A 3,063-nucleotide genomic window follows, 5' to 3' on the forward strand; every position below is an offset into this window, starting at 1 on the left:
CTTTTACATCAATTATGGCTACGTCTGATGCCAGCATACTTTTTAGAACACCACCTAAAATAGTAATGCTATATAGTCGGTTCTAAAACAGATACGTTATGATATGTATATATAACCAATCTAAATAGCGTATAATAGCCCGTTCAAATTTCTACATTGAGAAATGTAAAAAACCAACCCGATTCAAGGATATCGTTATGAAAGATGAAAAACTCCAAAAAGCCCTCGCTCGTATGGGTCTTGGCTCACGTCGTCAGATGGAAGAAGTGATTAAGGCAGGTCGCGTATCTGTCAATAACGGCCCAGCTACCATCGGTGATCGCGTCGAACAAGGCGACGAGATTCGCGTTGATGGCCGCCAGATCAAATACACTGCCGAAAATGAGAAACGCCGCCGCGTCTTGGCTTACTATAAGCCTGAAGGCGAAGTTTGCTCTGCTAAGGACCCAGAAGGTCGTCCAACCGTTTTTGAGCGTCTACCAAAACTGACTCATGACCGCTGGGTAATGGTTGGTCGCTTGGATATCAACTCTACGGGGCTATTACTATTCACCAACGATGGTGAGATGGCGCATCGCTTGATGCATCCGTCTAGCGAAGTCACGCGTGAATATGCGGTACGTGTACTTGGCGAAGTCACCTCTGATATCGCGCGTACGTTGACTGCTGGTGTCATGCTAGAAGACGGTATGGCACAGTTTGAAGACATCAAAGAAGGTGGCGGCGAAGGTGTCAATAAGTGGTATCACGTCAAACTAAAAGAGGGCCGTAACCGCGAAGTACGTCGTTTATTCGAGTCGCAAGGCCTTAAAGTTAGCCGTCTATTACGCACGCGCTATGGGTCGATTGCGCTGCCAAAAGAGCTACGCACAGGTCGTTTCTTAGAGCTGGATAAAAAAGACATTAACACCCTAACGGATTTAGTGAGCTTGCGTCCACGTCACGGTACGGGTCTACACGGCGCTGCCAAAGAGAAACAAGAACGTATTAAAAACAAGCCGCTAAAAGCACGTCGCAGTGACAGCCGTAACGATAATAACCGTAGCGATAGTCGTAATAATGATAGTAACCGTAGTAGCAGCGCTAAACCTAAGAGTAGCGCTAGCCCTGCCAGCCGTGGTACGCGTAATAGTCGTGACCGCAACGATAAGCGTTAATAAGTTTAAGCATAAAAAAATGGCCGTTGATAAACTATCAATGGCCATTTTTTTGTTTTGGAATTAATCAGAAAGCTAAGTATCGTCGCTTCAACTTAAAAAATACAGCACACTAATACAGCCCCTAGTTAAAATACTTTAAAAACGCTACGATACTGCTGGTATAGTTTTTTTGTAGCCTCTGTCTGCGTAGGCACAGCAAGCAAGAAAAAACGGTACCGGCAGTACATGATGTATCGATTTTACGTTTCACTGACTATAGTTTTACTATAATCAGCGGTGCGCGTGGCGCACCCTACGAAACCCATCACCAGAAATCTAGCCGCTTTTTTATGGGAACACGCCCTAGCTATCGTGGCTCTCAATATAACTGTCCATTACTCGTAATTCTTGCAGCTGCTGCGCCTCCATTTGCGCTAACAGTTTATCCAAACGTTGCTCGATATTGTTAAGTACCTTTTGTAATAACTCATTGGCCTCAGATTTTTCTCCATTCTTTGCCTCATTCACATGGTTGGCATTTATATTAATGTTGGTTAAATGGTAATAACTGGCGAGCATTTCAGGCAACCGAGTATGCAGCATTTTATGCAATACAAATTGTTGTTCAGTGACTGCGGGCGTCTTACTCTGGTCTGGCAATACTTTTTGATAGGCTTGATAGCTATTCACTTTTTCATCGATACGTTGCAGTTGATGCAGCTGGTTATCTGACAGGTCTTTAAGGTGTTTTTTATTCAATGTCAGCTGCTGCCATTGTATATGCGATAACGATAACGGTGCTTTAGCGTCCTGATAAACGAGGACGCCAGGTGTAATACCCACCGCCTGATGAAAGGCGTACCAGCCTTTTCTTCCTAGATACAAGACCGTCACTGTCGACACGACACCAACGCCTATTAAGATACTCATATCGGCTCACTTTTATCGTTTTATTGTTCAAACATTGCAGCATACGATTGACGGTTTGTTATTGGTAGTCCGTTATTTATAACTTAACATTCTCAGTATTAGCGTCATCACCCGCTGGGTTTTTAATGACTTTAACCTCAGCCGCACTACTATTTAGTTGCTGTAGTTCAGAGTTACTGCTTGGGTTATCAAAACGCTGCTGCAAATAACGATTGGTCGCAAGTAGCTTTTGCCCATCCTGATGATACGAGGCATTTAGTAAATCATCAAACTGGGTATTAATCGTCCCCAATACCTCTAGCAGTGCTTCTTTACCAGTCACATCAGAGTGCTTAATTTTCGTATTATCAGCAAGCGCCCCATTCCCCACATCTAAGTCATGCAAACGGCGGTAATCAGTGACTGCTTGTGGCACGTGCTTGTCCATCAAGTTTTGAATCATAATATAGGTTTCGTTGACAGTATCTTTGTCATCTATCTTGCCATCGTTATTGGTATCACCATAAATGACTCGCAGCTTCTCACCTTTTTGATTAATCTGATCGAGTGCTGTTCTCACTTCTGTTGGTAAGCTTTTTTCAGGGATATAACCCAACTGCGGCATTGCTTTATATTCAAGCATTTTGGGTGCGGTGACTTTTTTGATACCACGATAACCCAGATATAACCCAGCTGCTGGTAGCACCCCATATAGAACAAACATTACGAGCATCGCCGTGATTTGGGTCATGAGACTGTCCTTATGATTTAACAGAATAGTTGGGCAAGGTTATTATTATTTTATATAGAGTCGGTGAACAGTCAAACTAGTACATCTGTATTAGCATGCTATTGGTACCTTTTATATTTAAGACTGACCATAGCTCTTACTATTAAACAAAAAAATAAGGCTATATTAAAGCCTTATATTGTTATGTATTGAGCCGATTGTGTTTAGGGCATTGAGCTATGCTGACAAAACCGTACAAGTAAACTTGGTAAACTAAGCGTATTA

Annotated in this window: 3 protein-coding genes; 1 reads left to right on the forward strand and 2 read right to left on the reverse strand. The window is 42.7% G+C overall.

The window, feature by feature from the left end; genetic code table 11:
- The first annotated feature begins 197 nt into the window (after window positions 1-197).
- Complete coding sequence (rluB, locus tag EI162_RS13870; protein ID WP_192524888.1) at window positions 198-1,157, forward strand: 23S rRNA pseudouridine(2605) synthase RluB; 960 nt, start codon at window positions 198-200, stop codon at window positions 1,155-1,157.
- Between the two features lie 345 nt (window positions 1,158-1,502).
- Here the strand turns inward: rluB and EI162_RS13875 are convergent, their stop codons facing one another.
- Window positions 1,503-2,069, reverse strand: coding sequence for a hypothetical protein (locus tag EI162_RS13875; protein ID WP_192524889.1), 567 nt, complete (start codon window positions 2,067-2,069; stop codon window positions 1,503-1,505).
- A 76-nt stretch (window positions 2,070-2,145) separates the two neighbouring features.
- A complete protein-coding gene (locus EI162_RS13880; RefSeq protein WP_192524890.1) occupies window positions 2,146-2,799 on the reverse strand; it encodes a hypothetical protein in 654 nt (217 codons plus the stop codon).
- Window positions 2,800-3,063: the final 264 nt, after the last annotated feature.

Source organism: Psychrobacter sp. FME6 (assembly GCF_014861365.1).
In the GTDB taxonomy this organism is placed as follows: Bacteria; Pseudomonadota; Gammaproteobacteria; order Pseudomonadales; family Moraxellaceae; genus Psychrobacter.

Bases quoted from the DNA above. Each gene is read 5' to 3' on its own strand.
- rluB (WP_192524888.1), top strand. From the start codon at position 198: ATGAAAGATGAAAAACTCCAAAAAGCCCTCGCTCGTATGGGTCTTGGC.
- EI162_RS13875 (WP_192524889.1), bottom strand. From the start codon at position 2,069: ATGAGTATCTTAATAGGCGTTGGTGTCGTGTCGACAGTGACGGTCTTG.
- EI162_RS13880 (WP_192524890.1), bottom strand. From the start codon at position 2,799: ATGACCCAAATCACGGCGATGCTCGTAATGTTTGTTCTATATGGGGTG.